Raw genomic sequence first — 4,214 nt, 5'->3', positions numbered from 1 at the left:
ACCATCTCCTTCTTGGCCTGACGGGCCTCCCGCTCCCCCTTCTGCACGGTCTGGACGATGCGGCGATAGTCGTCGATCGGCACGCCCGTTTCCTGGGCCAGGGCGGCGATCTCGGCGCGGATGTCGGCGATCTGGCCGGCGTCGTTCTGGGCGAACTTGCTCCAGCGGACGCCCAGCTCCTTGACCTTGTCGCCCCAGTCGGGGGTCATCTCGGAGCCGAGGTAGGCCTTCAGGAATTCACCGCGGCTGATGCCGTAGCTGTCGGCCAGGCGGAACAGCCGGCCTTCCAGGCCGACCAGCCGCTTGTTGATGGCGTAGAGCTGCTCGACCAGCGCCTCGATCCGGGCGTTGTTCAGCTTCAGCGTCTTCAGGTGCTGGACGATGGCCGAGGTGGCGGCGTTGTAGGCCTTGCGGTCGGCGTCCGACAGGTCCTGGCCGGCCAGCTTCTGGGCGACCAGCTTCTCCTGCAGGGCGCGGAAGCTCTCGAACTCGGCGGCGATGGCGTCGAGAGTGGCCATCACCCCTTCGCGCAGCTCCGCCTCCATGGCGCTGATCGTCGGGCCGGCGCCGTCGTCGAAGTCGTCGTCGCTCTCGCCGCCGGCTTCGCCTTCCTCGCCTTCGGCCTTGGCCTCTTCCGGCTCCTCGACTTCTTCGGCCGGGGCGGGGGCGGCGGCGCCGTTCAGGCCGCCGTAGGTCTGCTCGAGGTCGATCACTTCGCGCAGCAGGATGCGGCCGGAGCCGAGCTCCTCGCGCCAGACCATGATGGCTTCGAACGTCAGGGCGCTTTCGCACAGGCCCCGGATCATCGTGTCGCGGCCGGCCTCGATGCGCTTGGCGATGGCGATTTCGCCCTCGCGCGACAGCAGCTCCACCGAGCCCATCTCGCGCAGGTACATCCGCACCGGGTCGTCGGTACGATCGTAGGCCGGCTCCTTGGTGGTCTCGACGACCGCGGTCTCCTCGCGCGTCGCGACCTCGCCGCCCTCGGCGTCTTCTTCGGCCTCGACGACGTTGACGCCCATTTCCGACAGCATGGCGAGGGTGTCCTCGATCGCCTCGGAGGTGACTTCCTCGGAGGGGAGAACCTTGTTCAGCTCGTCCATCGTGACGTAGCCGCGGGCCTTGGCCTGCTTGATGAATTTCTTGACCGCAGCATCGGTAAGGTCGAGCAGCGGCCCGTCGCCGCCCTGACCTTCGACTGCGTTCGGAGTGGCTTCAGCTTCGGCCGCCGTGGTGCTCATCGACTTCTCCAATCCGGCCAAATCCCCTGCAAGAACGGGGCCGGACATGCTTAATGGGCCGTACGCAAGGACCTCGGGCTTTAAGACCCTGGGTCCTTCCAAATCGTTCCCGTCCTTATTGCGCGCGTCAGTGCGTCGCGCTCAGCCTTCAGGCGCATGAAGCGGGCAGCGTCGGAACTGCCGGCTTCGAGCGCACGTTTGGCGCTGGCCAGGTCCTGTTCCAACGCAGACAGCTGCGACAATGCGTCGAAGGCCTGCGACCACTGGGCTCTGGCGGCACTGAGGGAGACATCCTCTTGGAGGAAGGGCGCGCCCGACTTCGCGGCGGCCCGGTCGATGTCTGTCAATAGCTCGCTAAACCCGCAGGATCGCAGATGGCGTGTGAGTGACGCCGTGTCAAGGTGCTCGGCCTCCAGGCGCAGGCGGATGATTTCTCTTACCATTTCGGACAATGCAGCTTCCCCGAAGCCGTCCGCGGTCAGAGCATCCTCCAGATGGTCGTCCAGAATGGGCGGATCGCGAACGGCGTAGAGCGCCATCGCGGCGGCCAGGAAGTCCATTCCATGCGCGAGGTTACGGGCCGCGGCCTTGCCTTCGGGGGTGGAGGGCAGCACCCGCCAGGGCTCCTCCCACTCGCGGCGGTTCCGCGCCCGCCGCCCGCCGGGGCCGGGTTGCGGCGCCTGACGCGCGGGCCGCTCGAACAGCGCGTCGAAGCGCCTCAGGAGCTCGTCGCGGTAAGCCTGGGCCAGGTCCGCGTCCTGGATCAGCGAGGCGGCCTTTCGCAGCCGGCCCTTCAATCCGGCCCGGCGCTCGGGCGTGTCGTAGGGCTCCATGTCCCGCTCGCGGGCGAACAGCGCGTCGACGAAGGCGGTGGTCTGGGAGAGCTGGCTCTTCAGCGCCGCCGGCCCCTGCTCGCGAAGCACGTCGTCGGGATCCTTGCCGCCCTCGACGATGGAGAACTTCAGGCTGCGGCCGGGCTTCAGCAGCGGCAGGGCCCGGTCGATGGCCCTGGAGGCGGCCTGGGCGCCGGCCCGGTCGCCGTCGAAGCAGAGGGTCGGCTCCGGATGCAGCCGCCAGAGGATATCCATCTGGTCCTCGGTCAGCGCCGTGCCCAGCGGGGCCACGCCCGCGACCCCGGCCCGCTGGCAGGCGATGGCGTCCATGTAGCCCTCGACCACCACCAGCGGCGGCGCCTCTCCCGAGGGCGCGGCGCCGAGGATCCGGCGCGCCTCGGGCAGGCCGTAGAGGTTGGCGCCCTTGTGGAAGAGCGGGCTCTCCGGGCCGTTGAGGTATTTGGCCCGCTCCTGCGGGTCCATCGCCCGGCCGCCGAACGAGACCACCCGCCCGCGCCCGTCGGTGATCGGGAAGATGATCCGGTCGCGGAACCGGTCGTAGGGCGCGCCCCCGCTCTCCGGGGCGATCAGCAGCCCCGACTCCACCAGTTCGGCGGGCCGGGCGCCCTTGGCGACAAGGTAGTCCTTCAAGGCGGTGCGCCCGCCCGGCGCATAGCCCAGCCGGAAGCGCTTCCACTCGCTTTCAGGAAGGCCGCGCTTCTCCAGATAGGCGCGCGCCTCCCGCCCGACCGGCCGTCTCAGCTCGGCCTCGAACCACTGGGCGGCGAGCTCCAGCCAGTCGGCCAGGCCCTGGCGCTTCTGCTCCTGGCGGGCGGACTCGGGGTCGGGCGTGGGTAAGGCGAGGCCCGCCTCGGCGGCGAGCCGCTCCACCGCCTCGGCGAAGGTGAGCCGCTCGGTCTCCTGCAGGAAGGTGATCAGGTCGCCGTTTTTGCCGGACGAGAAATCGAAGAACTGGCCCTTCTCGTCGTTGACGTAGAAGGACGGCGTCTTCTCCTTGTTGAAGGGCGAGAGGCCGACGTACTCGCGGCCCTGCTTGCGCAGCTTCACGCTCCGCCCGATCACGTCCGAGGGGCGGAGGCGGGCTTTGATCTCGTCTAGGAATCGCTCGTCGAAGCGCACGGTCGCGCAGCATAGATCGCGCCCGGCCGCTGAGTCCCGATCGCTTAACGCCGCGGGGCTCAGGCCGGCAGGTGACCCAGCTTGTCTGGGTTTCGGACCATGTAGATGCCCTTGAGCTTGCCGTCCGGGCCGGGCTCGAAGGCGACCGTGGCCGGCCCGTCCTCGCGCACCAGGATCACGCCGAAGTAGCCGTTGATGCGGACGGGCTTGAGCTCCAGGGCCGCGTAGGGTTCGGCCTCGCGCCAGGCCAGCCCCTGCAGCAGTCGCAGGACGTCTTCGCGGCCGATCAGCGGGCGCAGCGAGGCCTTCCGCTTGCCGCCGCCGTCGGTGATCATCACCGCGTCCTCGGCCAGGAGTTCGTTCAGGGCGGCGACGTCCCCGTTCGAGGCCGCGGCCATGAAAGCCATCGCCAGCCGGCTCACCTCCTCCTGGCTCACCGAGAAGCGCGGGCGCGTATCCTTGACGTGGGACCTGGCCCGGCTGGCCAGCTGGCGCACGGCCGCCTCACTGCGGCCCAGCGTCTCGGCGACGGAGGCGTAGTCCTCGTCGAACACGTCGTGCAGCAGGAAGACCGCCCGCTCTAGAGGCGAGAGCCGCTCCAGCGCCAGCAGGAAGGCGATGGAGACGTCCTCGGCCCGCTCCACGGGGTCGGCGGTCAGTTCCTCGATCAGCGGCTCGGGCAGCCACGGGCCGCGGTAGGCCTCGCGCCGCACCTTGGCGGCCCGCAGCCGGTCTATACACAGGCGGCTGGTGGCGCGGACCAGCCAGCCTTCCGGGTCGGCGATGTCTTCCCCTGCCCCGCTCCAGCGCAGCCAGGCGTCCTGCACCGCATCCTCGGCCTCGGCCACCGAGCCCAGCATCCGGTAGGCCAGCCGCGTCAGCCGCGGCCGGTGCGCCTCGAAGGTAGCGGTCCGGTCCATCGCGACCACCTTACGCCGCCAGCGCCGGCGGGTGCACCACCGGCGCCGCCTCGCCCGCCACGACGATGCGCGAGCAGGCC

3 protein-coding genes are annotated in these 4,214 nt (G+C 69.8%); all 3 read right to left on the bottom strand.

Going from position 1 to position 4,214, the window contains the following annotated elements:
* Positions 1-1,241 (bottom strand): RNA polymerase sigma factor region1.1 domain-containing protein (locus VHK87_RS15450; protein WP_329635783.1); only part of this gene is annotated, 1,241 nt, incomplete at its 3' end.
* Positions 1,242-1,321: 80 nt separating this feature from the next.
* Complete coding sequence (gene dnaG, locus VHK87_RS15445) at positions 1,322-3,214, bottom strand: DNA primase (protein ID WP_329635782.1); 1,893 nt, start codon at positions 3,212-3,214, stop codon at positions 1,322-1,324.
* 59 nt (positions 3,215-3,273) lie between these two features.
* A complete protein-coding gene (locus tag VHK87_RS15440) occupies positions 3,274-4,134 on the bottom strand; it encodes a sigma-70 family RNA polymerase sigma factor (RefSeq protein ID WP_329635781.1) in 861 nt (286 codons plus the stop codon).
* Between the last annotated feature and the right edge of the window lie 80 nt (positions 4,135-4,214).

It is taken from the genome of Phenylobacterium sp. (assembly GCF_036263695.1).
Classification (GTDB): domain Bacteria; phylum Pseudomonadota; class Alphaproteobacteria; order Caulobacterales; family Caulobacteraceae; genus Phenylobacterium.
Note: the sequence above shows the minus strand (reverse complement) of the source record. Positions and strands in the feature narration are given on the sequence as shown.